This is a genomic window from Microcoleus sp. AT3-D2, from assembly GCF_036705715.1.
Taxonomy (GTDB): Bacteria; Cyanobacteriota; Cyanobacteriia; order Cyanobacteriales; family Microcoleaceae; genus Microcoleus.
Map to the genome: position 1 here is coordinate 44,463 of NZ_JAUBVE010000027.1, position 26,725 is coordinate 71,187.

A 26,725-nucleotide genomic window follows, 5' to 3' on the forward strand; every position below is an offset into this window, starting at 1 on the left:
GTTTTTTACCTAATCTGCCGATTGCAACCAAGTCTTTTCGTGAAAAACCCGGTTTCTGGGCCCCCTGCGTAAGTCCTATAAAATAGATCTAAAATAGAAATTGATGCTACTAGCAATGGAGTCATCCCCATGACAACAACAATTCCGACTCAAACTTTGCCAGAAATTATCTACCCAGACAGCGACGGAAAACCCATGTCTGACAATACCAAACAGTTCCAATTAATCGTAAAAATTCAAGGTGGAATAGATGCTTTATTCAAAGACAACGAAAATGTCTTTGTAGCAGGTGATTTGCTGTGGTATCCCGTCGAAGGAGATAACAAAACTCGCCAAGCACCTGATACTATGGTAGTCTTTGGCAGACCCAAAGGTTACAGAGGTTCCTACCAACAGTGGCTTGAAGATAATATCGCCCCGCAAGTTGTCTTTGAAATCCTCTCGCCGGGAAATCGAATCGGAGCACTGTTTAAGCTGTTTAATTTCTACCAGGATTATGGAGTCGAAGAATATTATGTCTACAGTCCAGAGGATAATGAATTAATTGGTTGGCTGCGTTCTGATGGAAAACTTAACTATATTGAATTAATGGATGGTTGGGTAAGTCCGCGTTTGCAGACACGTTTTGAAACTGCATCGGGAGACTTGGAAATTTATCGTCCTGACGGACTGAAGTTTTTGTCTTATGTGGAGTTGTCAAGACAAATGGAACAAGCGCAGCAACAAATGGAACAAGAACGACAACAAATGGAACAAGAACGGCAAGATAAAGAGTTAGCACAGCAAAAAGCCGATCGCCTTTCAGAAAAACTCCGAGAAATGGGCATAAATCCAGAGGACATTTGAGATTATAATAGTCCTCGAATCACGGGCGATCGGAAAATGGGTTTTTCACCAAATCTGCGGGCTGTAACGCGTCTTATCGTAAAAAACCCGGTTTCTAGACCCCCATATCTTAATTATGCAAAATCCCCGCCAAATAGCTTTTCTCGCACTCCGCGAAGTCCACCGCCGCGGTGCATTCGCAGATGCCGCACTCGATCGCGCTTTCAGCAATTCTCAACTCAACGACCTCGATCGGCGTTTAGTGACCGAATTAGTTTACGGTAGCGTCAGGAGAATGCGATCGATCGACTTTATCATCGACAAACTAGCCACAAAGAAATCCTCCCAACAACCGCCCGAACTCCGCACCATCCTACATTTAGGCTTATATCAACTCGAATATCTCAACCAGATTCCCCCCTCCGCCGCCGTCAACACCACCGTTCAACTAGCCAAAGAAAACGGATTTTCAGGACTCAGCAGTTTTGTCAACGGTTTGTTGCGCCAATACATCCGTTTAACAGATAACGACTTAAACCCATTAACAGTTACTAATTATAAATCAACGGTTGAACGCCTAGGAATTCTGCACAGCTTCCCCGAATGGCTGGTAAATTTGTGGATCGAACAAATAGGCGAAACCGAAACAGAACAACTATGTGAATGGTTCAATCAATCCCCCACGATTGACCTGAGAATCAATCCCTTAAAAAGCTCGATCGCCGAAATCGAAGCTGCTTTCAAAACCCACAATATCTCAACTAGCAGAATCCCCAACTTGCCACAAGCATTAAGACTAAATGGCAGCATCGGCGCAATTCAAAACCTCCCCGGATACAGCGAAGGTTGGTGGACAATCCAAGACAGCAGCGCTCAATTAGTCACCCATTTACTAGCGCCCCAGCCAGGGGAAACCATCATCGACGCCTGCGCCGCGCCGGGGGGAAAAACCACCCACAGCGCCGAATTAATGAAGGATGAAGGCACTATTTATGCCTGCGATAAAACCGCCAGCAGACTCAAAAAACTTAAAGAAAATGCAGACAGACTCCAGATGAAATCCATTAAAATTCATACCGGAGACAGCCGCCATTTCCCAGAATTTGTTAACCTCGCAGACAGAGTTTTACTAGACGCACCTTGTTCTGGCCTCGGAACCCTCCACCGCCGCGCCGACGCCCGCTGGCATCACACGCCCGAAAACATTCAACAACAATCTCAACTGCAATCGGAATTGTTAGCAAATGCAGCGACATTTGTCAAGTCCGGCGGTGTATTAGTTTATGCAACTTGCACAATTCATCCCTTGGAAAATGAAACAGTTATTCGATCGTTCTTAGAGAGCAATCCTAACTGGCAAATCGAACCGCCAACAATTGATTTACCCGTACAGGCATCACCCGAAGGATGGGTGAAAGTGTGGCCGCACAGACATCACATGGACGGCTTTTTTATGGTGAGGCTAAAGCAATTGAAAAAGGAGTAAAGTCCTTACTCCAAACCGATAGTTTAATATCCCGGCTCTTGATAAGCAGGCTCTTGATAAGCAGGCTCTTGATAAGCAGGCTCTTGATAAGCAGGCTCTTGCCACTGGCGATACCGGGGTTGAGGATTGGGATTGTAAGGTACGATCGCACCATCCTCATTCACAATCATCCCCCGAATAATCCTCTTAGGCTCCACCGGTTTGGCCTTAATACTGCCTTTGCGGCCCTCCAACTCCGGCAACTTAGGAAACTTCTCTACCGGCATTCCCTTAACAGCTTGACTCATAAAATCGCGCCAATTATAGGCCGCCGTACCGCTAGTTCCCCAGGTGGGATAATTGTCATCATTTCCTAGCCAAACTCCAGTCACCACCTGTGGAATGTAACCAATAAACCACAAATCCCTGACATTTTCCGAAGTACCAGTTTTGCCTGCTACAGCGCGATCGTTTAAAGCAGCAGGCCCGCCCGTACCGTCTTGCACAACACCCTCCAACATCCAAGTAGTAATCGCAGCACTATCCTTATCCAAAACCCGCTTCGGTTTAAAATTAGCCTGATAAATCACATCTCCCCGCTGATTAATCACCCGCTTAATTCCGTGGGCTTCAATAAAATTCCCTTGCGCGGCTAAAGTACCGTAAGCATTGGTTAACTCCAGCAAATTCACCTCTGAAGAACCCAAAGCCAGGGAATAAATCGGACTCAATTTCGACTTAATTCCCATATCGTTGGCTAATTTGATCGCCGGTTCAAAGCCCACATCCATCAACACCTTCACAGCTACGACATTCACCGAACGCGTCAAAGCATCAGACATCGATCGCCAACCGCTAAATTTTTTGCCATAATTATTCGGTTGATAGCCGTCGATAATAATTGGTTCATCTTCGTAACCGTCATAGGGAGAAAAACCAGCCGCCATCGCCGCGGCATAAACCAACCCTTTAAACGTCGAGCCTGGTTGCCGCAAAGCCTGCGTAGCGCGATTAAATTCACTTTCCTTAAAATTTCCACCTCCTACCAGGGCTTTAACTTCCCCAGTCTTAGTGTCCATAGAAACTAAAGCGGCCTGTTCAAAACCCTGACGGCGGCCATCAACTTCGATCGCATCTTTAACCACCTTTTCCGCTATTTTCTGCCACTTCAAATCCACCGTCGTCTCAACAGTCAAACCGCCAGCTTCCAAAGCATCCTGAGAAACATAGCGCGGTAATTCCTTCCGAATGTAACTAGCAAAATAAGGTGCGACTACTTTAAATCGCTTCGGCGGACTTGGTTTAACAGCGATAGGTTCCGCCATCGCCGCCATCGCCTCAGCCTCTGTAATTACCTTCGCTTGCTGCATTTGTTGCAGCACAAGATTGCGGCGTTTCTTAGCAATATCGGGATTAACCAAAGGCGAATATTCGCTTGGTGCCGGCGGCAAACCCGCCAAAGTTGCCATCTCTGCCAAAGTTAATTTATCGACTGTTTTGCTAAAGAAAACCAAAGCTGCATCTGCCACTCCGTAGGCATCCGAACCCAAATAAACCAGATTTAAATATCTTTCTAAAACTTGGTCTTTACTCAACTCTCGCTCTATTTTCTGAGCTAAAAGAGCTTCCCGAACCTTCCGCCTAATACTTCTTTCCTGATTAAGAAAAACAACGCGAGCCAATTGTTGCGTAATTGTACTGCCGCCCTGCACTAAATCTCTCGCTATCAAATTAGAAACAATCGATCGCACAATACCTTGATAATCCACCCCGCGATGTTTGTAAAAACGGCGGTCTTCTATGGCAATAAAAGCTTGAACCAACTGTTCGGGAATTTCTTTAAGTTTCAGTTTATCTCTAGTTGCAGGCCCCGACTGCAACAAAATCGTATTATCTGCCGCCTTAATTGTCAGCGTTCCGTCGCGGTTAAAGGCTGACAAATCGTTAACATCCGGCAAGCCTTTGTCTAAGGTGTACAAAATCCATAAACAGTAGATTAAAGCGCCCCCGCCTATACTTACAACACCTAAACGTATCCAAAATCTAGGGTGGCGGGAGAGCCGTTTTTTAGTTTTTTCCTGCGGTGCGCTATTTTCCTGCGGTGCGCTAATTTCCTGTAGTTCCGTATGTCTCTGCAATTCGGTGTTCTGCGGTGCGCTATTTTCCGGCAATTCGCTACTATCCGATTTTTTGGGTGATTTAGTTCCCAGCAAAGTTAATCCCGGCCGCAACAATTCTTTTCCCTTGGTTTGCAAGCTGGTAACTTGAGGTTCAATTTCCAACCAAGCAATTAAGCGCTTCAACCCTTCCCACTCGCGCTTGACTACTGGATATCGAGCGTATTCTGGCTCTAAATATTCTGACTCTAAATATTCTGACTCTAAATATTCTGACTCTTCTAGAGGTGCAGCATCTTCTGATACCACATACTCGGAGCGCTCATCCCTTGTCCGTGTAGAAAATTCCGCCTCCGATTCCGGCGAATTGAGCTTATTGCCCTTCGCAGCCTTCGGCGGTTCTCGATCGGAATTACCGCTTATTGCGTTAGTGACTTTGCTCAATGTATCTTTGATATTTGAGAAAAATTCTGCCACGTTCAGACCTTCAAACCTCATCAAGTCCGATTAAAAATTAAAAATTAAAAAAGCTAGCCTTCTTCAATTCTTAATTTTTAATTCGACATTTTTTCTTGAATAATACGCTGCCTTGAATTAGATTTTTTGAATTAAAAAGTTTTTAATTCACAACTCAAAATTCAAAACTTTTCTTAACGCTGCAGAGCTTGGTATTTTTTTGAGAAGTGAATTAGGTTTTTTGAATTCAAAATTTTTTAACTCAAACCTCAAAACTCTGCTTAACTCGCATGACCCAGTGCCAAGGCTGCTACCAGCATACCCAAAACCAGGAAAGGCTGAGCACTTGCCTGATATTTAACATCATTTTCCAGGGGATTACGCAAAAAGTACATATCCTGAAAAGTAATTTGGGGAATTATCAGCAGCAGCAGAATGACAGCGTAAAGGTTTTGGTGGATGCTGATCAGGTAGCCTGCAATCCCAGCTTGAAAGATGTCGATCATCAAAACGCAAATCCAAGCTGCGGTGCTAATGCCAAACATCACTGGTAAAGATTTTAACCCTAATTGCCGATCGCCTTCAACACTTTTGAAATCGTTGACTATCGCAATTCCCAGCCCAGCCAAACTGTAAAACAGGGTCAAGATCATAATCGTGGGATCTAGTGTACCAAACAAAGCTTGACCCGCCCACCAAGGCAGGGCAATGTAGCTAGCACCCAGGGCATAATTTCCCAACCAGCCATTCTGCTTGAGTTTCAGCGGGGGCGCAGAGTAGATATAAGCTAGAAACGCGCCGCCGAGAGTCAAAACAGTCATTATCGGGAATTCATGACCCGCCCACAAGTCTAGAGCATAAGCCACCCCAATGCCAGCGGCTAATAATACCAAAATTTGCGTTACTACTTGGGGAATCGAGATGATACCGGAGGGAATCGGACGGTAGGGCTCGTTAATGGCGTCGATGTCGCGATCGTAAAAATCGTTCAAAGTTTGAGTGTACCCGGCCAGCAACGGCCCTGACATCAACATACAAGCTGCTGCGATCAAGAAATTCTCTAGGTTCCAAACATAGTTTCCAGAAGACGCAGCCCCGCACACCACGCCCCAAATTAAGGGAATCCAGGTAATCGGTTTCATCAATTGCAAGCGAATCTTCCAGATGGAAGTTTCCCCGCTAGCGGCCCCTTTCATGCCCAACAGTTGCCGAGTTTTGGCACTGCGGTTTTCGGTAGCAGCACTTTCCGGTGCAGCTTCTGGAGAGATTTGGGATGGAGGAGAGTCAGACATAATTTGATGTTAGCGGTACTGCTACTATTGTGTCGTTTTGCATTTCAATAATAATTCAGATAGCTTACCACTGATATTTAAGGCATATTCTGGAAAACTTACCCTGGTTTGGAGTTGATGCTAGGGAAAAGTACGAGTTTCACAATATATTGAAATATCATTATTTTGTGTAAATGTCAAGATAATAAATACTTTTTTTTATAATTTCGCGCTTGCCCGCCTGCTGGGGGAGATTTTTGCCCGCAGGTGCATTTAATGTCAATTACCAGGAGGCGATCGAGTTTTTTGCCATACTACCCTTGAATCATATGCAAATTAACAAATATGGCGGTAGGAATCAAAAGGCAGTCCCGTCCGCCGCTTGACTTCTACAACTGATTTGTAAGCGCCTTTTCTCTGCCTTTCTATAACTATTTTTTCGGCAACAGCTCGATCTAAACCGCTGGCGATTAGCTCTTCCGGCGAAAGAATATTTAACCGTTTCCAAGTAAACTGCAATTCTTTTTGATAATTGTAGCTGAAGCAAATCATCGGGGCGATGCGTCTGACGTGACTTTCGGGAACTCCGGCTATTTCTGATAACTCTTCGGCGTGGGTAAAAATGTAGCCTTCGTTTTGCAAAGATTCAATATCGTTGGCGTAGACGATCGGCAAACCCAAGATTCTGACCATATCGTCTTTGGTACACTCATTAATATCTATTTTGCCACGCACGTTTGCCAGTTCTTCGGCATTTGTTGCAGTTGCAGGAACCAGTATACCTCTGGGTGCGGTTTTGATGAGATAGCGCTTTTTCAAACTAAAAGCAGTAACAATTTGAGCAATCCACACGATCGTACCCAAATTAGCTGAAGAAGATACAGCGAGTGCTGCTAAAGTAATGCCAACACCCCATCCCATCCAACTACGAATATTTGACTTTTGGCCTGCATAGGCGATCGCCAATCCGCCGAAGTAGGGAATAAAAGCATACCACACCCAATTTGGAGTTTGACGCAGCCAGTATAAATCTTGAGACACTTTAATTTTATCCTTAAATAGTTATGATCTCACACTTACTTATTTCACTCCCACTTTTTTAATAGTGGGCTTCCTCCTTCCTTCTTCCTTCTTCCGACTTCCCTCGGACTGACATCCGTTACATCCCGTACATTGCTAGTTGCCGAACTTCCTTCTTCCGACTTCCCTCGGACTGACATCCGTTACATCCCGTACATTGCTCGTTGCCGAACTTCCTTCTTAATTACAATTCTCGCAGCAATTTTTGGCGTTTTTCTTCATATTCTTCGGCGGTAATTGCGCCTATATCGTAAAGTTTTTTCAATTCGCCGATCGCCCCGGTTACATCTTTTGCCGCTCTGAGGACATACCCAGATGGCAACGTTCCGCCATTGTACTGAACCTGAAAAGCTTGTTCCGACATCAGCAGCAGTCCGAGAAAATCGAAAAACGCGATCACGAACGGAATTAATGTCCCAGAAAATAGCAAGTATAATACCCCTGCTAAGTTATTGCCCAAATAAAATTTGTGAATTCCGAAACCTCCAACAAAGAAAGCTAGCAGAACTGCTACGGTTTTATCTTTTACCATTTTTACTTTCCCCAGTTTTTTATTTTAACTTCCGCGATCGGCTTTAATGCGCGATCTTGAACGATCGAGCTAAGTAATTTTACTAATTTTTACTCATTTATTTGGGTTTTTGCGAAACTTAGACATCGCAAAATACAGCAGAACAATACCGGCTTGAGCTTGTAGAATTACCAAGTAGCCTCTCAAGAAATAATTGAGTTCGCTGCCTGAATTGAGAGAAAATATTAAAATGCCCAAGGCTGCATAGGGTGCGAAACGCATCCAACTCGGCGTTCCCTCTAACTTGCGGCTGTTCAAATTGCTCATTGGGTTTAAGCCTCATCCTAAATTAAAATTTACCTATAAATTAGCCCGATTGTCAACTTCCGTTTGGTGCGATCGCCCGGGTGAGTCTCTCAATCATCAGCCGACAAGATATTACTTCCATGTTAAACCAAGTTTTTCCGCTAAAGTAAGGGAGCGGGGCGGGTCTATCTGGATCTGTGGCTGATATTACAGATTAAGGTGAACCCGCCCCTATGGGAGTTGCGGTTATTTTACCGGGCTAGATATCAGGGGCGCACCGAACAGCCTACTGCTGTTTTTGGCAAGAGTTGATCGCCCTGACGATCGTTCTCAAAAAAACTCGGTTAATTCACAATTATTAACAACCGCCCCAATTAACTCGCGCCGCCGCCCAAAAGAAACAGACTCAAAAGAGTACCGCTGTTCCAAAGACTGTGGAGAAGCATAGGAGCAAGTAGATTGCGCGATCGCGTGTACACAAACCCCAAAACCGCACCCAAAGTCGCCAAAGGCAGAATCTCAGAGACACTCAAGTGAGCCACCGCAAACAAAAAAGCAGAAGCTGCGATCGCTCCCCAAACAGGCAAATAGCGAGTCAGAGAAGGCAGTAGAAAGCCCCGAAACACAATTTCCTCAAAAACCGGAGCCGCGATCGCAGCAGTGCCGAAAAACACCGCTAAAGCCACGTTGTCTCTACCTTCGAGAACGATCGGCAAAATCGGATTACTGCCACCTTGTCCCTGCCACAATTGCTGATTAATCAGCGACACCAAAACTACCAAAGGCAAAGCAACAAAATAGCCGCCAAAACCCCACAAAAACCAACTTCCTCGCCAATTAATCCGAAACCAACCTTCAGGCAAAGGCAAAAAAGACTTGACCGAAAAATACAGTACCGAAAGCCCCCCAGCCGACAGCAACAAATAAGTAGCAAAGATATAAAAAGCCTTGTCGCGCGGGTCAAAAGTAGCAGGATTGAGTTTTAAAACAGCCAGAGAAACAGGCAGCAACAAATAGGGAATCAAGATTTGCCCGACAAAGAAAAAGCCGACCACAAGCACCTGCCAAACAATTTCACCATCCCAAGGCACATCCCAAGTCAAGCTCGCATTTCGCGCCAATACCGGGCCGGAACCTGCTGTATCTAACTGCTTCCGCTGCAACAGCCACTGCACGGTCAAACCAACCAGCAAAACCGTACCAATACAAAGTGCGATCGCCGGAACGCCAACTATAATTGCCAACTTTTCTACAGCTTGCTGGGCCGTTACTTGCTCTGCAGCTTGCAGCGCCGCCAGCTCTTTAGAACGTTCTTGCAGCTTGTAAAGTTGAGCGAGAGCGCGATAGCGAAACCAGCCATCCAAAGACTTTTGAATGCGCGGCTCGGCATCCGGTAGCAGTTGAGCCGGATTGCTCCAAATTCCCGTTAAAACTTGAGCAGTTACCACCGAAGAATCGTCATCACTTTTAGTTTTGTAGCGCTCAACTAAATTTGTCCAAGTTTGGAGCGCCGCCTCAGTTTTGCCACTGCTTGCCTGCAAAATTCCCAATCGCAAGTCAAGTTCGTTCAGCAGCAATGACTGTTGATTTATAGACTCTGACAAAGCCTTATTTTGAGCAAAATTCAGAGTATTATCAGCCGACTTGGAGGCGATGGCAGACTGAATTTCTTTAAATTGTGATTGAGTTGTTTCGAGAGTTTTGCGAGTCGAGTCTCGCGCTTCTTGATATTGCGTCAAAGCCGTATTTAAAGGATCTGCACCGACAATATTGTTGCGCGCCGAACTTAAATTAGCACTCTGATTATTTTCTCCTTGCAACTCCGAGGCGTGCAGCAGCAAATTTGTCTGGTAGAGTTCCAGCCGGCTTTGAATTTGCGGCTGATTCCAACTAGCAAGTAAAGATAAACCGACCATGGCGATCGCGATCGCCGTTAAAATACCTAAAATAACCCGCTTCAGTGTCATTCCTGCTTTTCCGTCCCGCGCGAATCCGTGGCTAAATCTTTTCCGTCTTTCATCATAGGTCGTTGCAGACGAGAGTACCCCCACAACTGGTAAAATTTCACTGGCTCATCTTTTTGACTCGTCTGGCACCCGAAGACTGGGTAAGGCGTGCACCGCGCACCCGAAGCGCGGTAACAGGCTAAATCTAAAATCTAAAATCTAAAATCTAAAATCGAATGACTCGCATTATCTTAGTCCGTCACGGCAAAAGCACATACAATCAAGAACGTCGCATCCAAGGCCGCCTCGATAAATCAATTTTGACAGAAGCAGGCCGCAGCGCCGCCCTGCAAGTAGGCGACACACTCAGCAGTATCGCCTTTGATGCCGCCTATACCAGTCCCTTGCAACGAGCCAAAGAAACAGCGGAAATCATCCTGTCGCGCTTGACAAATCCGCCACAACTCCAGCCAACTGATAATTTGATGGAAATCGATTTGCCTCTGTGGGAAGGAATGCTGCGCCAAGATGCGATCGACAAATTCCCCGAAGCATATCAGCAGTGGCAAAGACAGCCAGACAAATTTTCCATGAAACTGCCATCTGCTGACGGCGACATTGAACACTTTCCCGTATTGGCAATTTTTGCTAACGCTCGTCATTTTTGGCAAGAACTTTTATCGCGCCACCAAGACGGCACAATTCTAGTAGTAGGTCACAACGGAATCAACCGCGCTCTCATCGCCACCGCGTCGGAAATTACCCCGGATTACTATCAATCAATTCAACAGTCAAATTGCGGAATTAGTGTCATTAATTTTGGCCCTTCCCCTGTTACAAACGACAAACTCGGAGAGCCAAAAAAGAAAGTTGCAGTTCAATTAGAGTCGGTAAATTTAACTTCCCATACTGGGGAAATTTTTCCCAAACCGAGGGACGGACACCAAGGCCCGCGATTGTTGTTGGTGCGTCATGGCGAAACCGACTGGAATAAAGCAGGTAAATTTCAGGGGCAAATAGACGTACCTCTCAACGATAACGGTCGCGAACAATCCCGGCGAGCAGCAGAATTTCTCAAGGATGTAAAATTAGATTTTGCGATCAGCAGTTCCATGCTACGGCCGAAAGAAACGGCGGAAATTATTCTCAAATATCACAGCGGTTTGCAACTGGAACTCCGCGATGAGTTGAGAGAAATCAGCCACGGACTTTGGGAAGGAAAGTTTGAATCAGAAATCGAACAATCCTATCCCGGTTTGCTAGAAGAATGGAAAACATCTCCTGAAACAGTGCAAATGCCCGAAGGAGAGAATTTGCAGCACGTTTGGACGCGGGCGATCGCATCTTGGCGAGAAATTGTACAATCTGTTTCTGGTACTGGGATTGTGGTTGCTCACGATGCCATTAACAAAGCTATTCTCTGCCACCTATTCGGCTTGGAACCAGAACATTTCTGGAAATTCAAACAAGGAAACGGAGCCGTTAGCGTGATTGATTATCCTCACGGCCCCGATGGTTTGCCGGTATTACAGGCGATGAATGTGACAACTCATTTGAGCGGCGGCGTTTTTGACAAAACAGCAGCCGGAGCACTGTAATTAGTAAACTGCTGGGCGCGAACCCGTAGATGTAGTACCGGTCTGCTGTTTGACGATTAGGCCTTCGATCCCCCCTAGCCCCCCTTAAGAAGGGGGGAAAAGAAGCCTTCTCAAAGTCAACCCCTACTCCCCTTTTTAAGGGGGATTTAGGGGGATCGAGACTCGTGTCAAAGCGAAATTTATCAAAGCTTTTAGGCTTAAGTTAACACCAATGTCCACCGCTACGCTTCGCCCGCCTGAAAAATGTTTGAATTTTTATAGCAACTGCCAAGCCTTCTTAATTACTAAAACCCTTGCTTTTATTCCATCTTCCTTCTTCCATCTTCCTTCGCGTCCTTCGCGTCTTCGCGGTTCCATCCTCCATCTTCCTTCTTCAATATATTTGAATCTTAAGTTATGAGCCGCGAACTGCTACAAAATGTACGAGTGCTAGATCCAGTTTCAGGGAGCGATCGCATCGCTGATATTCTGATTGCTGAAGGTAATATCAAAGCAGTTGAGGAAAAAATTGCTGAGTTTCCCGCTGACACGGAAGTGCGGGATTGCCAGGGACTGATTTTGGGGCCGGGGTTAACTGATATCTACAGTCACAGCGGAGAACCGGGTTTTGAGGATCGAGAAACCCTGGAATCCTTGATGCAGGCTGCGGCGGCTGGCGGTTTTACGCGAGTGGCGATTTTGCCGGATACCTCGCCACCTGTTGACAATTTGGCTGGTTTAGCTTTGTTGCAGCAACATATCCGCAATTTGTCGCCGGGGCTGCCCCGCTTGTATTTTTGGGGAGCGCTGACAGCGGGCGTTAAAGGGCAGCAGATGGCAGAGTTGGGCGAGCTGGCATCCTGTGCAGTGGTGGGTTTTGCGGACGGTTTGCCGCTGTCTAATCCGGCTCTGGTGAGGCGTTTGCTTGAGTATATCCAGCCTTTGGGCAAGTCTGTGGCTTTGTGGCCGTGCGATCGAACTTTGGCAGGAAATGGCGCGGTGAGAGAGGGTGCGGTGTCGGTGCGCTTGGGTTTACCTGGAATTCCGGCGAGTGCGGAAACTTCGGCTTTGGCGGCAATTCTGGAGTTGGTGGCATCTGCGGGCACAGGAGTGCACATTATGCGCGTTTCTACAGCGCGTAGCGTGGAATTGATTCGAGATGCGAAGGCGCGGGGTTTGTCGGTGACTGCGAGTGTGACTTGGATGCACTTGCTGTTGAATGTCGGGGCAATTTCAGGAAACTCTCAAGATTCCGGCGGGAAAAATGCTCTGACTGCTTCGTTGGCATACGATCCGAATTTACACCTAGAACCGCCGTTGGGCAATGTCAGCGACCAATTAGCGCTGATTCAAGCTGTGAAAGATGGCGTAATTGATGCGATCGCGATCGACCACAAGCCGCATACTTATGAGGAGAAAACTGTGGCTTTTGCTGATAGTCCGCCCGGGGCGATCGGCTTGGAATTAGCCTTGCCTTTACTGTGGCACGGACTGGTAGAAACAGGCGAGTTTTCGGCTTTAGAACTGTGGCGAGTGTTGAGCGCAGGCCCTGCCGTTTGTCTCGGACAAACCCCCGCCACGGTTGCACCGGGAGTCTCTGCTGAGCTGATTTTGTTCGACCCGCAAATGAGTTGGACTGTTGACGGGCAAAGTCTGAAGTCGCGATCGGCAAATACGCCTTGGTTGGGACAGCAATTAGCAGGAAAAGTTGTACAAACCTGGATTAATTGATTCTTGCGATTGAAATTCATCTGTTGTAGAACAGGCATCTTGCCTGTTTCTCAAAGTAGAACAGGCATCTTGCCTGTTTCTGGGAATGCTGGATGAAGTGACTCAGAAAAGAAGATAAATACATGATTGCTGCTTTTGATTCGTGGAATTCTCCACCGCTAGACTTAACATTGAATCTGGGCGAAATTCATGTTTGGCGCGTGTCTCTGGCTCAAACAGAATCTTGCTTGCAGAGTTTACAAGAGACTCTCTCTACCGACGAGCGGACAAAAGCCGAGGGTTTTCACTTTCCCAAAGGTCGATCGCAATTTATTGTGAGTCGTGGCGCGCTGAGAGCTATTCTTAGCCGCTATCTTAACATAAATTCTCACATTTTGCGCTTTGACTACAATTCCTACGGCAAACCTTCTCTCATCGCCGCCCAAGGTGGAAATACCCTGCGTTTCAATTTGTCTCACTCTGGCGGAATGGCTCTAATTGCTATTACCAAAAGTCGAGAGATTGGTGTCGATATTGAAGGCATCAATCCCAACTTTCCTTGTCTGGAGATTGCTGAAAAGTTTTTTTCACTCTTAGAACACTCTGTGTTGCTTTCGCTCCCAGAACATCTCCAACCCCGCGCTTTTTTTACCTGCTGGACTCGCAAAGAAGCCTATATCAAGGCAGTCGGTAAAGGACTGTCTATTCCCCTGAATCAGTTTGATGTCAGCCTCGCACCAGGAGAACCGGCAGCGCTGTTAAATGTTGAAGAAAACCCCGAAGAAGCATCAAGATGGTCTTTAATTGAATTAATTCCCAGTTCAGATATGGTGGCGGCTGTTGCGGTTGCAGGAGATTGCTGGAAACTTCATTGTTGGGAGTGGACGGGGGAGTTTTGATTTATACTGAGATGTTGCACCATTCTCAATAAGCTTTTTATGAACAGGCAAGATGCCTGTTCCACAAAGAGTGAATTTTCTTGTGGAACAGGCATCTTGCCTGTTCTTGAGAATGGTGCAAGATGTTAGTTTATACCGATCGCGAGCGAGTAAAAGAGAACGGCAACGGTCGCTACAATAGGTCTACTGGTTGCACCTCCAAGCTATTGTATTCCGCACCCTACACAGACAAATCAGGACACAACATTGTTGTGTCCCTACGTTTATTCGACTGCAACTTGCCACCCTACAACTGATTTAAAAATTTAACCAAATCGATAGCCGAACCCGCGTACCGTAATGATATATTCCGGTTGGCCCGGATCGATTTCCAACTTTTCGCGCAGCCAGCGGATGTGAACGTCAACTGTTTTGCTGTCTCCGATAAAATCTTGGCCCCAAATTTTTTCCAGCAACTGATCACGAGACCAAACTCGCCGGGGATAACTCATAAATAGTTCTAGTAAGCGAAACTGTTTAGGAGAAAATTTCACTTCCAGACCACGAACCAAGACGCGACACTCTTCAGGATACAGAGTTATGCTCTTATATTGCAGCGTCCTCGGTTCCGGTAACCGACCGAGACGCTGGCGTCGCATCAGCGCCCGACAGCGAGCGATAAACTCCCGCATTCCAAAAGGCTTGGTCAGATAATCATCCGATCCGGCTTCGAGGTAAAAAGCGCAATTGTTGGCACTTCCTCTAGCACCGATAATCAAAATAGGGACGGGATTTCCTTGATGCCGTAACATTCGACACAGATCCAAACCGTTAATTGAATCCATAATTAACAGGTTGAAGGCAAATTCACCGTGGTATGACGAAGAAGCCTGTACAGAAGGCAGAGCGTTGCGCCCGTCGCTAGTAACCACCACCTCATAGCCCTGTTCTTTAAGGGCTAAAGCTAGCATTTCCCGCAACAGATCTTCACCTTCCAATAACAAGATACGGCCGGCTTGTCCAACAGCCAACCTTGAAGGACATTCGCTTAATTCAGCAGAAGACATAAATATCAGTGGGAGTGATGTTTGTATGTGGCTAGCGCGAGGTACCTTCTTCAGTAGCTGAGGCACTCTCGCGCTGCGATCGCTTGTACGAAGGATCGCCATTTGTTCGATCGCTTAGAATCCTTCGCCAGTCCATCCCACAGACACGCGCTCGACCTTTGCTACTTGCTCATGCAAGGAATACAACCGTAGAGCAGTTGCCGGAGCCGCGCTGTCTGCCTGGGTCCAGGCCACAGAAGTCTGGTCATTTTTCGGGGTCGGTGTTAATTTCATAAAACATTGCCCGCTGTTAATTGACCACATAACACCCAATCTAGAGGGATATGCTTGTTATACTACTCTTAAAAGGTTATTAAAAGGTAAAATTTTGGTAATCAATTGGTTAAATTATTAAGGTTAAGTAATATAACAGTAAAGTTGCGATTGCACTTTAGAGCTTTTTTTAATAATACAATAATAAATTGACCAAAAGTCTTTTTTTCCCGTGCCCGCTACGATCGACGATAGCAAGTAAAAATTCTGTAGACTGCCTATCATGTTGCTGCATTTGAGTACCTGGCCCGAGGTAGAAGCTTATCTCGAAAGCTCGCGAGGCATAATTATCCCGATCGGCTCCACCGAACAGCACGGGCCCACCGGCTTGATCGGGACTGACGCCATTGCTGCCAAGGCGATCGCTCACGGTGTCGGCGAAGCTGCCAATGCCTTAATCGGTCCGACAATTAATGTAGGGATGGCCTTGCACCACACCAGCTTTCCCGGCACAATCAGCTTCCGACCGCAGACGCTGATACTCGTAATCAGGGATTATATCACATCTTTGGCAAAAGCGGGATTTGAAAAATATTTCTTCATTAACGGTCATGGCGGCAACATTGCCACTATGAAAGCAGCATTTTCCGAGACTTACGCGCATTTGTCCGACTTGAATTTACCGAATGCCGATAAAATCCAGTGTCAAATTGGCAACTGGTTTATGTGCGGATCAGTCTACAAACTAGCAAAAGAATTGTACGGAAACCAAGAAGGTTCCCACGCCACCCCCAGCGAAATCGCCTTAACCCAATACCTTTATCCAGAAGAAATCAAGCAAGCTCCGCTTTCGGAAGAAGTCGCTTCCGGGCACAAAATTTACGGTGCCGCTGACTTCCGCCGCCGATTTCCCGACGGCAGAATGGGTTCAAATCCCGGCTTAGCAACCGCCGAACACGGTCAACAGTTTTACGAATTAGCAGTCAAAGAATTGACTAATAATTATTTGGAGTTTTTAAGTTCCGATTAACGTTTTTTATTCTCGTTGCGGTAGTCATAAATATGTAGTGGTGGCTGGTAGTTGCCAACTAAAATCCCAGATATTTTCAAGTTAAAACCTAAAAAAATAGATGTCATAGCTTTAGAAAAGCTTATTAAACCTATTAATTGTTTTTATTGATTAAACTGCTCATAAATGTTATTCTATGAAACAAACAATTTTGTAGGTTGATGTAAACTAACTGGCTATGGAAGATTTTTTGAATTTCTTAAATCGCCGACCTTGTTGTCCCTATTGCCAAGGGTAACAAACCATAAAAAATGGCAGTACCCACAACAAAAAACAAAAATTCAAGTGCAAATAATGTGGCAAGCAGTTTGTTGAGCATTCAACAAAAAAGAAAATTTATCAAGAAACTAAGAATTTAATAGATAAACTTCTTTTAGAAAAAAAAAATTTCGCTGGAATTGCTCGTTCGGTCGGGGTTTCTCCAACTTGGCTGCAAAATTATGTCAATAATAAATACGCCCAAACGCCTCGAAAACTCAAGGTTTCAGAGAAAGCTAAAGGAAAATTAATCATTGAATGTGATGAATTATGGTCTTTGGGAAGAAAAAAATAATCAACAATGGATCTGGCTGGCTATAGACAGAAAAACTAGAGAAATTGTTGGAGTTTATATTAGACCTCTTGCAAAATAGTTTTGTGCTATTATAGAAAGTTTAGACAATTTTTAAATCTAGCAGGCTGGGCAAGTTTAAGGAGATGCCAATCAACCCAATAATTCAAATTTTGACCTAAACTTGAGCAAAATTTTAAGGATAACACATATTTTTTTTGCAAGAAGTCTATTGGAGATCGCAGCCGGATATCCGCACAAAAGCTTTGGGAATCTTTGCCGCCTGTTTATCGACAATGTGCAGTTTGCTATACGGATTTTTGGGTATCTTATGAAAAAGTTATTGCCTCAAAACGTCACAAACCCGTTGGCAAAGAAAGTGGTAAAACCAGTCATATTGAAAGGTTTAATAAAACTTTACGCCAACGAGTTTCAAGACTTGTAAGGCGAACTCTTTCTTTCTCAAAAAAATTAGAAAATCATCTGGGAGCCATTTGGTATTTCATTCATCACTATAATGAATGTAGAGCCGGGTAATATCCCCGATCACTACATATTTATGACTACCCGTTAGTGTTTATCTGGAAACGCCGCTATATGCAGCACCGGAAGATGCTGTAGCTCGCTTTAAGTGGTTCTACCGTCTGGAACAGTTTTCCCTTGCGATCGCACTTACGTGTAATTGAGCAGAAGTTCGATCGCCCCCAATAACCCCCAAAACTTCAATTACTACCGGATCGTCGATCAAAGTGACAGAGATCGACTAAAGTAAACAGAAATTATTATGGGCGGTAATTAGAGTGATTGAGACTTTAGCAACAGGAATCGCAGCAGCCGGTTCGCTGCTAGCATTGGGCGGATTGGGCCTAGAGTTGAACTATCGCCGGACTGGGAGTGCAAATAAACTAGAACTAACAGCCGGAGAATGGCGCTTAGCCATCTCCGAACCGAACCGCTATCTTTTGGTGGGGGAAATGGAGTTCCGCAACCTGACACAGCGTTTTGAGATTATGTTGCCGGAAGTGCGGGCGCAGGTGAAACTGCTGTCAGACGGCAGTTTGGATGGTGTTACTTCCCAGACAAAGGTGATTCCTTGCCACAAAGAGGCAGCAGCCAGAGCAGACGATTACTGGTTCGGCTATATTGTTAAAGCCCAAAAAAACACAAAAATTAAAGTTTCTGTAGACATTCAAGGGCAAGATTTAACCAAATTGCAGTCAGCTTGGGTGCAAGTACACTTCGTCACCTACGGCCCGGGCGGCCGCATCCCGAAAGTCCGTAACGTCGTAGTTCCCCTGCAATTTCCCAACTCGGACACCGTACCCATCGCCAGAAATGTCGGAGTTGCAGAAGTCTTGCCGATTCGCACTCACATACTGGCGGAACTCGACAATCCCGTCGAAATTGTCAAGCGGTACGTGCTGCCACGCGCCCAGAAAGGCGATATTGTCGCCTTGGCAGAAACTCCCCTAGCTTTGATGCAGGGACGCTATCGCCATCCCAGCGAAGTCAAACCCGGATGGGCGGCAAAGCGAGTGTGCTTGTTTTTCTTACCCACGTCGAGTTTGGCGACGGCTTGCGGAATGCAGACGTTAGTTGATGTAGTCGGCCCTTGGCGCGTAGTAGCAGCTTTTGCTCTTGGCGCTGTGGCCAAAATATTCGGCAAACCGGGAGTCTTTTACCAACTAGCAGGGGAACAAGCAAGGCTGATCGACGACGTTACCGGGACTTTGCCTCCCTTCGACCAATTTATTGTCCTAGGCCCAGACAATCCCCAGCAAGTTGTAGAAGAAATTCAACGAGAAACCGGACTTGCCGCGGCGATCGTAGACGCTAATGACTTGAAAGCAGTTAAGATATTAGCAGCGACCTCCGATTTATCGGTAACATTTTTAGAGCAAGCCTTGCGGAGCAACCCCGCCGGGAATGCTGACGAGCGAACACCAGTCGTTTTAATTCGACCTCTGCCACAAAAATCTTGAGTTGAAAACAGAAAATTAAAAATTCAAAAAGATGATTTGAAATTTTTAATTTTCGATCGAGCAAGAAAGGGAGAAGAATCAAAAGTTCTAAGTTTTGAACTCAAAATAGCGCAGCGTTGCGAGCTGTGCGTGGCAATCTCAAAACTCCAAACTTCCCTAACTCTTCCCCTTTCTGAATTTTTATTTTAAAATTTCCATTCCCCACTTTCATCCTATGACTTCATTTCCCTCCCAAAACCAAAACCAGGTTGTGATTCGCCCGTTTCAGTATCGCGACATCGAGGCGATGGAACAATTGTGTGCGGAAACAGCCGAAGAGCCAGAAAACCGCAAGGGCGCAAGCTGCGACTTGGTAATAGGTAGAAAGTTGCAGCAGATTCGTCGCTGGTACGGACTCCTAAAGATTTTTAGCTGGTTTCCCAACCCTTGTCAGTCCCTGTTCCGTGCCCACGTTGCCGAAGAAGAGGGGAAAGTTAAGGGCATAATTCAGATTTCTCCTTTCAACCGCACCTGCAGCACTTGGCGGATCGATCGCATAGGAGTAGACCCGGAAGCCCGCAGCAAAGGAATTGGTTCCATGCTTCTGCGGTACTGCTTTGAGGCAGTCTGGGAGGCGCGGACGTGGCTGTTGGAAGTGAATGTCGGCGACAAAACTTCCTTGGCTTTGTATCGGCAAAACGGGTTTCAGCCTTTGGCCCAGATGACTTACTGGACGATCGCCCCAGAACGCCTGCAAGAAATGGCTTCCTCGACCCCAGATTTGCCCAACCTGCTGCCTGTTAGCAACGCAGATGCTCAGTTGCTCTACCAACTGGATACCGCGTCTATGCCGCCGCTGGTGCGCCAAGTATTCGATCGGCACATTCAAGATTTCAAAACCAGTTTTTTCGGCGCTTTAGTCGAAGGTGTCAGACAGTGGCTGGGCAAAACCGAGGTAGTCAGCGGCTACGTGTTTGAACCGCAGCGCAAAGCCGCGATCGGCTATTTTCAGGTGCAGCTATCCCGCAATGGCCACCAACCGCACGTCGCCCAGTTGACTGTACACCCGGCCTACACTTGGCTTTACCCAGAACTGCTGTCCCAGATGGCGCGCCTTGTTCAAGATTTCCCGGTTCAAAGCCTGCAATTGGCTTCCGCTGACTATCAGCCGGAACGGGAAGCTTATTTAGAGCAATTTGGAGCAGTGCGCGTGGAACACAGTTTGCTGATGTCTCGATCGGTGTGGCACAAATTGCGCGAGTCCAAGTTGGTCTCTCTCGAAGGACTCCAGCTATCAGAAATGCTGCAAAGCTTCCAGCCAACTCGCAAACCCGTACCGGGTAGGATGTCCTGGCTCGGCCCGATGGCTGGGGAAGCAGCAGCAGGGCCCGCGTCGTCTGAGATAAAACCTCTGTTGGCTGACTCAGGAAACAGCCAAACGAATCAAGTTAACCCCTTGAACTTCCAAAATTCCGAATCATCGGCAACAGATAGCAGCAGCATTTTGCCTCTCAAATTGCCCGAATTGCCTCTAGACGAAGGCTCCCAAGAGACAAGTTAATACTTAATAGTTAAAAGCAGAAAGTAAAAGATAGAAGGCAGAAAAAAATAGAATTAATCATCAAAGAAATTCCTTTTTTCTGTCATAATTCCAAAATCTCCCTTCTGCTTTTAATTATTAATATCAATCTAAGATTACCTATCTTCTTCTTGCTTTCTTCTTTTCTTCCTTCGCGTTTTTCGCGTCTTCGCGGTTCGTTAAATAAGATTATTTCCGCAAAAAAACAGTAAATCTAAAATCTAAAATCTAAAATCTAAAATTGATTGATTGATAATGTCCAACGATAAATTATGGATTTCAGCACTGGGATTAGATATCGGCCTCAAACGAGTCGGCATCGCCGGGTGTGACGGCACTGGTTTAATAGCTACGGGCATTACAACTCTGGTAAGATCGTCCTTCGAGCGAGACGTAGCTTATCTCCGAGAACTCGTGCGAGAGCGGAGAGTGCAAATTTTGGTGGCAGGCTTGCCCTACTCCCTGAACGGAGAATTGGGTGCTCAAGCCCGACAAGTGCAAAAATATGCTACTCGCATCGCCACAGCCTTAGAGCTCCCCCTAGAGTACGTGGACGAGCGCCTGACTTCGGTTGAGGCAGAGGAATTGATGAAAACACAAGGGATTTCGGTGTCGCAAAATAATAAGGGTTCGATCGATCGCAAAGCAGCCGCCCTGATTTTGCAGCAGTGGCTAGACGAGCGGAGGCAAAATATCTCCGCCCTTCCCAATCCTTGATAGCTGGTAACAAAGGCGTGATATCCTGGTTGTGCAAGTTTGCTACGCACACCTGTAACCCTTGACAAACTGGAGAAAATTCTGCTTTACCCTCGGTAGTGAAGAAGCACAAAATCGTGATTTGTCCTCAGTGTCGCTTGCTGACTCGACTGAGATTTAACCGCTGCACTCGGAGCCTGTGGAAAAGGCCGCGAGTCTCGCGGTTTAAGCTTGTGGACTGGCGATCGCCCACTTAGCCAGAATATCGCCACGAAAATTCCCAATTGTCAAGCCAACGTTACTGAATTATTGACGGAAAACTAAGATACACGCGATGTCCTCATCCCCATACCGCAAAAAAGAGAATGGCAATTCCAACGAAGAGTCCGTCACCTTGACGGATGAAGTTGGGCGATCGCTAACTTGCAACATAGAATATTCTATGAACCTAGAAGGTCAAGAATATGCTTTGCTGCTTCCAATTGACTCGCCAGTAGAAATTTTTACCTGGCAGGGAGACGAGACGGACGAAGCAGCAATTCCTGTAGAAGACGAGACTGAAATTGACAAAATCTTTGAGACTGCTAAAGTTGTCCTGCAAGAGCAGAACTTGACGCTCCGACGCACAGCGGTGACGCTGACTGTGGTTGGCGAATTGCCGGAATTTCCCGAAGAGGATATGGCATCTGATGTCGATCCTGATGAGGAGTCGGAGTTCGAGGAGCTGATGTGGCTGACCAGTTTCTACCACGAAGAACAGGAATATGCGATTTATACGCCTCTAGACCCGTTCTTTATCTTGGCTAGAATGGATGACGACGGTAAGCCAGAATTGCTCTCGGAAGAAGAGTTCCAAAGGCTGGAACCGATGTTACCTATGCTGGAAGACCAGTTCTTTGACGAGCTTGATTAGATATTAATTGCAGGCACAAGCCCTGATGGCAAAAAGCAGAATTTTTTACTATTTTATAAAAAAGTAAACTGCTCGCCCGATCGAACTTTTTCGAGGTGGCCGCTTCTGCCTTCGCGATCGGGCTTTTGAATTGGGCCGCGTGAATTGGGTCTTTTAAAGGGCTTGTATTCGTAACTTTTCGGTCATCAATCGCAGGTCATCAGTCATTAGTCGCTAGTTAACCGCCGCTTATCCAGGACAACGGACTATGAATAAAGAACAAATGACAAAAGGCAGCACGCGCGAGAGCCGAAAAGGTACTCCGCAAGTCTCTAAATGGTTGTTTTATCTGGCGTTGCTGCCGGCAATCTGGGGAGTTTGCGCTTGGCAAGGCTGGGCTTGGTGGAGCTGGGCTTCGGCGCCGCCTAAAATCACATCCTCATCGGGGAATCCGGCAGAAGATCCTGCTGTTTCGATCCAAATCCCGGAGGGTACTCCCAGTCAAAAAATCGGCCGGGATTTAGAGGCTGCGGGGTTGATTCGATCGAGCTCGGCATGGAATATGTGGGCCCGCTGGATGACTCTGCAAAACCGGGAGGGAGGTTTTCAAGCAGGAACTTACCAACTGTCGCCGACTCAGCCTCTGAGTGCAGTTGCTGACAAAATTTGGAAGGGCGAAGTCGTACAGCAGAGTTTCACGATTCCAGAAGGGTGGTCGCTGCAACAAATGAGCACTTATTTTGAAGCGCAAGGTTTTTTCCCGGCTAAGGAGTTTATGGCGGCCGCGAGTCAAATTCCTTACGCTCAATACCCTTGGCTGCCGAGCGGATTGCCTCATTTGGAAGGTTTTTTGTACCCGGATACTTATCAGCTAGACGGCGATAGAATTACTCCTCAAGCTGCGATCACACAAATGCTCACCCGTTTCGAGCAGACAGCTTTGCCTGTATATCAAAAAAATCAGAATAATACGAAGCTCTCTCTCAAAGAATGGGTGACTTTGGCGAGTATTGTAGAAAAAGAAGCTGTGGTTGCTTCCGAGCGGAACCGCATTTCTGGAGTGTTCAACAACCGTCTGAAAAAGGGTATGACTTTGGGTTCTGACCCGACAGTTGAATATGCTCTCGGCATCAGGCAAACTAAGGAAAAGCCTCTGACTTTTAAGCAAGTAGAAACGCCTTCTCCTTACAATACTTATATAAATCCAGGACTACCCCCAACTCCGATCGCATCTCCGGGAATCGCAAGTCTGGAAGCGACTCTGACTCCGGAAAATACAGAATACCTGTATTTTATGGCTCGATACGACGGCACTCACATTTTTAGCCGCACCCAGGCGGAACACGATGCTGCGATTGCTAAAGTTGACCAGCAGTTGCGATCGAATCCATAGATGGGCAATGACTAATAAAAAAGTAAAAAGTCAAAAGTAACAAAGGAAAAGCCATAATTCTTAACTTTTGATTTTTTACTTTTTCAATCTTTAACTCCCAATTTCTTATTTCTCAATCTAAAATCTAAAATCTAAAATCTAAAATCATTATGACTTGGGGTAAATTACTACAGCCTGACTTAGTTCTAGGCGATTCAGTCATGAAATTAACGGCTGATATTCTGCAGAAATATCAGATTAAAGGATTAGTGTTGGATGTGGACGAAACTCTTGTTCCCATTACGGCAATGAATGCTTCTCCTGAACTCAGCTTGTGGGTACAAGAAATTAGACCCGTGGTATCGCTATGGTTGGCAAGCAATAATTTAAGTCAAAATCGGATCGGTCGAATTGCTGATTCTTTGAATCTACCTTACATCACGGGTGCTGCTAAACCGTCGCGCCGCAAGTTGCGAACAGCCGTGACGGCGATGAATTTGCCGGTGGAACAGGTGGCGATGGTGGGCGATCGACTTTTTACTGATGTTTTAGCAGGCAATCGTTTGGGTATGTTCACTATTTTAGTGGAACCAATGGTTGATGCTGGGTATGCACTTCGCAAGTATCCGGTGCGCTCTTTTGAAGTTTGGGTTTCTCAAGCTTTGGGGGCTTCTCTGAAAATTAAAGATTAAAAATGGGCATCGGGAATTGGGCATGGGGCATTGGGCATCGGGCATGGGGCATTGGGAATTGGTAATTAGGAATTGGGAATTGGTAACTAATGGCAACAGACAACAGTCAACAGTCAACAGACAACAGTCAACAGTCAACAGTCAACAGTCAACAGTCAACAGTCAACAGTCAACAGTCAACAGTCAACAGACAACAGTCAACAGTCAACAGACAACAGACTAAAACTATTGTTGTTAAAATTGGAACTTCAACTCTGACTCGATCGACTACAGGAAACTTAGCTCTTTCAACTATTGCGGCATTGGTCGAAATTTTAGCTGATTTGCGGCAGCAAGGCCATCGAGTAGTTTTGGTTTCTTCGGGTGCAGTTGGGGTTGGCTGCGCGCGCTTGGGTTTGACGGAACGCCCGCGAAACATGGCTATGAAACAGGCTGTGGCGGCTGTGGGCCAAGGGCGGCTGATGCGTGTGTACGATGACTTGTTTACTACTCTACAACAGCCGATCGCTCAAGTATTGCTCACCAGGGGCGATTTAGTGCAGCGTAATGGCTATGTTAACGCTTGCAATACTTTTGGGCAACTGCTCAGGTTGGGCGTGATTCCGATCGTCAATGAAAATGATACCGTAGCCGTAGACGAGCTTAAATTTGGCGATAACGACACGCTTTCGGCGCTGGTGGCGAGTTTGGTAGAAGCAGATTGGTTGTTTGTGCTCACAGATGTCGATCGGCTGTATTCCGCCGATCCGCGCAGCAATCCCGACGCGCAGCCGATCGCCCTAGTCCAAAGTATGGCACAGCTCACAGAATTTCAGGTGCAAACAGGAGATTCCCGCAGCGGTTGGGGAACCGGCGGAATGGTGACAAAAATTGAAGCAGCCAGAATAGCAACTGCATCGGGAGTACGGACTGTCATAACTGACGGCTGCTTTCCTGGTAATATCGAGAAAATACTTAACGGAGAGTCGATCGGCACTCAATTTGAGCCTCAACCGCGCCCTGTAAACGCTCGCAAACACTGGATAGCTAACGTGCTAATTCCGGCAGGAAAACTATATTTAGATGCGGGTGCTGTCAAGGCAATTTCCCACGGCGGAAAATCGCTTTTAGCTGCGGGTATTGCTCAAGTAGAAGGAGAATTTCAAGCTGATGATTCCGTGCAGTTGTGCGACGCAGCCGGCAAGCAAATTGCTAGAGGACTTGTGAATTATAGCAGTTTAGAATTGAGACAAATCCAGGGGTGCAAGTCCGAGAAAATTGCTGAGATTTTAGGCTATGCAGGCGTAGAAACGGCGGTACACCGAGATAATTTAGTGATTGTTTAAACTACCCAATATCTAGACAGTCGATCGGGCAATGAGCGAAGGCAGAAATTGAAGATATTTGCAGCACCGTCTTGCAAGAACTTGTTTGGCTGTGTCGGAACAGCTCGTTCATCGCTTCTGTAAACAGTTCAAATAAATTTTGTGCTAATTCTAAAGCTGCTTGGTATTCCGCATCAGTAAGTTTGATCTCTGCTAAAATTTGCAACATCTCTGGCGTGTTTAAAAGGTGATAATTTTCTAAACCCCCATAAGATCCTCCAAAATCAACAGATTCTTTTTGGTTAATTTGCTGTAATTCCATTACCACTGCTAGCGCCGCTTCAAAAAAAACTTGGGCCGTTCCTTCGAGGGCTTCCACTAACACCAGTTTCTGAATAGGAGAGGCTTTCCAAGCGTAGCGTTCGATCACTGAACAGAGCGATCGAGTTTTTTTAGTTTCTTCACCCCAAAGCAGTCTGAAGTCGCCGTAACTCATTAATTGGTTTAAGCCTAGTTCCTCTAGGTATTCTAGATAGTCGTGCCAGTAATAGTTTTTTTTATAAGTATATTTATTAATTAGTTCCTGAACCTTGCTATTACTAGAAGATTCTCGCAATACATATTTATTTAAATCGCTCAAGCCCACAGCCAAAGGAGCAAGTACAGGTGCAAAAATTAGTCGTTGATTAGCGTGAATGTGTTTATTGGCTAGAAAGTCAAACAAGGGCAATTTTGCAAACTCTTGCTTTTTCGGTTCAATGAATGCTACAATTGCTTTCATACTTTTTTCGCCTGAATGGTTCCTGTCAAGATAATCTTCATAACTCTGTTAATTATCTATATTTTAGAGCCTAAATAATTGTGTTTATTATCATACATATTTGTATTTGATATCATAGGTAAGAGTGTTTGCCGTCACAGGAAATTGTGACTTGTATCATATTGTGCCAGAAGATCGATCATCTTGTTCCCTAGAGATAAAATGTTCTACATTAGACCTCTTGCGAAAGTGCGCTCTTTCTAGGTAAAATAAAAGAAAAAATTAGCTTAATAATATGAACTACGAAGAATTACAAAAGTTAACCCCCAAAGACTTTAAACGCTACTGTGGAGTACATCAAGAGACATTCAAAGAGATGGTAAAAATAG

The 26,725-nt window shown here is 45.9% G+C and carries 22 protein-coding genes and 1 pseudogene; 14 read left to right on the plus strand and 9 right to left on the minus strand.

Annotated elements, in window-relative coordinates:
- The first annotated feature begins 129 nt into the window (after positions 1–129).
- Both QUB44_RS14170 and QUB44_RS14175 read left to right on the plus strand, forming a co-directional pair.
- Positions 130–846, plus strand: a complete 717-nt coding sequence (locus QUB44_RS14170; RefSeq protein ID WP_333368335.1) for a Uma2 family endonuclease — start codon at positions 130–132, stop codon at positions 844–846.
- A gap of 115 nt (positions 847–961) precedes the next feature.
- The gene (locus QUB44_RS14175; protein ID WP_333368338.1) at positions 962–2,311 is read left to right on the plus strand and encodes a 16S rRNA (cytosine(967)-C(5))-methyltransferase; all 1,350 of its coding nucleotides are present in this window, start codon (positions 962–964) and stop codon (positions 2,309–2,311) included.
- 23 nt (positions 2,312–2,334) lie between these two features.
- Here QUB44_RS14175 and QUB44_RS14180 read toward each other — a convergent pair whose 3' ends face one another.
- The 7 genes from QUB44_RS14180 to QUB44_RS14210 form a co-directional block, all read right to left on the minus strand.
- Positions 2,335–4,905 carry a penicillin-binding protein 1A gene (locus QUB44_RS14180; RefSeq protein WP_333368341.1) on the minus strand — a complete coding sequence of 857 codons (2,571 nt, stop codon included), beginning with the start codon at positions 4,903–4,905 and terminating at the stop codon, positions 2,335–2,337.
- Between the two features lie 239 nt (positions 4,906–5,144).
- Entirely contained in the window at positions 5,145–6,155 is a 1,011-nt protein-coding gene (gene chlG / locus QUB44_RS14185; RefSeq protein WP_006633316.1) for a chlorophyll synthase ChlG, read from the minus strand.
- A 315-nt stretch (positions 6,156–6,470) separates the two neighbouring features.
- Positions 6,471–7,175, minus strand: coding sequence for a helix-hairpin-helix domain-containing protein (locus QUB44_RS14190; RefSeq protein ID WP_333368343.1), 705 nt, complete (start codon positions 7,173–7,175; stop codon positions 6,471–6,473).
- A 44-nt stretch (positions 7,176–7,219) separates the two neighbouring features.
- Positions 7,220–7,354, minus strand: coding sequence for a hypothetical protein (locus QUB44_RS14195; protein WP_333368346.1), 135 nt, complete (start codon positions 7,352–7,354; stop codon positions 7,220–7,222).
- A gap of 44 nt (positions 7,355–7,398) precedes the next feature.
- Entirely contained in the window at positions 7,399–7,746 is a 348-nt protein-coding gene (locus QUB44_RS14200; RefSeq protein ID WP_333368349.1) for an NINE protein, read from the minus strand.
- Between the two features lie 93 nt (positions 7,747–7,839).
- On the minus strand, positions 7,840–8,052 hold the full coding sequence (locus QUB44_RS14205) for a hypothetical protein (RefSeq protein WP_333368352.1): 213 nt from the start codon (positions 8,050–8,052) through the stop codon (positions 7,840–7,842).
- A gap of 353 nt (positions 8,053–8,405) precedes the next feature.
- Entirely contained in the window at positions 8,406–9,998 is a 1,593-nt protein-coding gene (locus tag QUB44_RS14210; protein ID WP_333368355.1) for a type II CAAX endopeptidase family protein, read from the minus strand.
- A 215-nt stretch (positions 9,999–10,213) separates the two neighbouring features.
- Between QUB44_RS14210 and QUB44_RS14215 the strand changes: the two genes are divergently transcribed.
- From QUB44_RS14215 to QUB44_RS14225, 3 genes are all read left to right on the plus strand, one after another.
- The gene (locus QUB44_RS14215) at positions 10,214–11,575 is read left to right on the plus strand and encodes a histidine phosphatase family protein (RefSeq protein ID WP_333368358.1); all 1,362 of its coding nucleotides are present in this window, start codon (positions 10,214–10,216) and stop codon (positions 11,573–11,575) included.
- A 396-nt stretch (positions 11,576–11,971) separates the two neighbouring features.
- Positions 11,972–13,285 carry a dihydroorotase gene (locus QUB44_RS14220; protein ID WP_333368361.1) on the plus strand — a complete coding sequence of 438 codons (1,314 nt, stop codon included), beginning with the start codon at positions 11,972–11,974 and terminating at the stop codon, positions 13,283–13,285.
- Between the two features lie 122 nt (positions 13,286–13,407).
- Positions 13,408–14,163: a 4'-phosphopantetheinyl transferase superfamily protein gene (locus QUB44_RS14225; protein WP_333368364.1), complete on the plus strand. Its 756-nt coding sequence runs from the start codon at positions 13,408–13,410 to the stop codon at positions 14,161–14,163.
- Between the two features lie 305 nt (positions 14,164–14,468).
- Here QUB44_RS14225 and QUB44_RS14230 read toward each other — a convergent pair whose 3' ends face one another.
- Positions 14,469–15,209 carry a response regulator transcription factor gene (locus tag QUB44_RS14230; protein ID WP_333368367.1) on the minus strand — a complete coding sequence of 247 codons (741 nt, stop codon included), beginning with the start codon at positions 15,207–15,209 and terminating at the stop codon, positions 14,469–14,471.
- A 535-nt stretch (positions 15,210–15,744) separates the two neighbouring features.
- On the opposite strand from QUB44_RS14230, the gene QUB44_RS14235 reads away from it, so the two are divergent.
- The 9 genes and pseudogenes from QUB44_RS14235 (at position 15,745) to proB (ending at position 25,597) form a co-directional block, all read left to right on the plus strand.
- Positions 15,745–16,491, plus strand: a complete 747-nt coding sequence (locus QUB44_RS14235; RefSeq protein ID WP_333368370.1) for a creatininase family protein — start codon at positions 15,745–15,747, stop codon at positions 16,489–16,491.
- A gap of 283 nt (positions 16,492–16,774) precedes the next feature.
- Positions 16,775–17,617: pseudogene (locus QUB44_RS31175) on the plus strand (IS1 family transposase).
- Positions 17,618–17,880: 263 nt separating this feature from the next.
- Positions 17,881–19,062 (plus strand): F420-0:Gamma-glutamyl ligase, encoded by a 1,182-nt coding sequence (locus QUB44_RS14245; protein ID WP_333368373.1) that lies wholly within the window; start codon positions 17,881–17,883, stop codon positions 19,060–19,062.
- Positions 19,063–19,276: 214 nt separating this feature from the next.
- Complete coding sequence (locus tag QUB44_RS14250) at positions 19,277–20,602, plus strand: GNAT family N-acetyltransferase (RefSeq protein WP_333368376.1); 1,326 nt, start codon at positions 19,277–19,279, stop codon at positions 20,600–20,602.
- 273 nt (positions 20,603–20,875) lie between these two features.
- Positions 20,876–21,337, plus strand: a complete 462-nt coding sequence (gene ruvX / locus QUB44_RS14255) for a Holliday junction resolvase RuvX (protein ID WP_333368379.1) — start codon at positions 20,876–20,878, stop codon at positions 21,335–21,337.
- Positions 21,338–21,650: 313 nt separating this feature from the next.
- The gene (locus QUB44_RS14260; protein ID WP_333051560.1) at positions 21,651–22,229 is read left to right on the plus strand and encodes a DUF3727 domain-containing protein; all 579 of its coding nucleotides are present in this window, start codon (positions 21,651–21,653) and stop codon (positions 22,227–22,229) included.
- 247 nt (positions 22,230–22,476) lie between these two features.
- Positions 22,477–23,601 carry an endolytic transglycosylase MltG gene (gene mltG, locus QUB44_RS14265; protein WP_333368382.1) on the plus strand — a complete coding sequence of 375 codons (1,125 nt, stop codon included), beginning with the start codon at positions 22,477–22,479 and terminating at the stop codon, positions 23,599–23,601.
- Positions 23,602–23,750: 149 nt separating this feature from the next.
- Positions 23,751–24,272, plus strand: a complete 522-nt coding sequence (locus tag QUB44_RS14270; protein WP_333368385.1) for a YqeG family HAD IIIA-type phosphatase — start codon at positions 23,751–23,753, stop codon at positions 24,270–24,272.
- A gap of 89 nt (positions 24,273–24,361) precedes the next feature.
- A complete protein-coding gene (gene proB / locus QUB44_RS14275; RefSeq protein WP_333368388.1) occupies positions 24,362–25,597 on the plus strand; it encodes a glutamate 5-kinase in 1,236 nt (411 codons plus the stop codon).
- Between the two features lies 1 nt (position 25,598).
- On the opposite strand, the gene QUB44_RS14280 is transcribed toward proB, so the two are convergent.
- Entirely contained in the window at positions 25,599–26,357 is a 759-nt protein-coding gene (locus tag QUB44_RS14280) for a hypothetical protein (protein ID WP_333368391.1), read from the minus strand.
- Between the last annotated feature and the right edge of the window lie 368 nt (positions 26,358–26,725).